This window comes from Actinoplanes couchii (assembly GCF_016862075.1).
Taxonomy (GTDB): domain Bacteria; phylum Actinomycetota; class Actinomycetes; order Mycobacteriales; family Micromonosporaceae; genus Actinoplanes; species Actinoplanes couchii.
In genome coordinates, this window is the sequence record NZ_BOMG01000196.1 from 1 (window position 1) to 779 (window position 779).

Genomic DNA, 779 nt, shown 5'->3' on the forward strand with positions numbered 1-779 from the left:
CGCGGGTCAGGGTTCGCAGCGTGTGGGGATGGGCCGGGAGTTGTATGAGCGGTTTCCGGTGTTCGCGTCGGTGTGGGATGAGGTTGCCGGGCTGCTGGATGTGGAGGGTGATCTGGGTTTGACGGGGGTGGCGCAGCCGGCGTTGTTCGCGTTCGAGGTGTCGTTGTTTCGGTTGCTGGAGTCGTGGGGTGTTGTTCCGGATGTGCTGGTGGGGCATTCGGTGGGGGAGATCGCTGCTGCTCATGTGGCGGGGGTGTTGTCGCTGTCGCAGGCGTGCCGGTTGGTGGCGGCGCGGGCGGGTTTGATGCAGGCGCTTCCTGTGGGTGGGGTGATGGTGGCGGTGCAGGCGGCGGAGTCTGAGTTGACTTTGTCGGCTGGGGTGCAGGTTGCTGCGGTGAATGGTCCGCGGTCGGTGGTGTTGTCGGGGGTGGAGGGTGAGGTTGTCGCGGCGGCGCGGGGGTTCGGGTCGCGTCGTTTGCGGGTGAGTCATGCGTTTCATTCGGCGTTGATGGAGCCGATGCTCGATGAGTTCGCGGCGGTGGTTGCGGGGTTGGAGTTTCGGGCGCCGTTGATTCCGTTTGCGGGTGGTCCACGTGTTGATTCGGCCGGTTATTGGGTGCGGCATGTGCGTGAGACGGTGCGGTTCGCCGACGCGGTGGAAGCGGCTGGGGCTGACGTCTATCTGGAGGTGGGTCCGGACGGGTCGTTGACCGCGATCGGTCATGCGGGTTTCGTGCCCACGCTGGTGCGTGACGAACCCGAGGCCGAGGCGCTGCTGA

General features: G+C 66.0%; 1 protein-coding gene. It reads left to right on the forward strand.

All coding sequences use genetic code 11. The features are described 5' to 3' along the window. A partial coding sequence (locus Aco03nite_RS52460) for an acyltransferase domain-containing protein (RefSeq protein ID WP_203810798.1) occupies positions 1-779 on the forward strand: 779 nt, incomplete at both ends.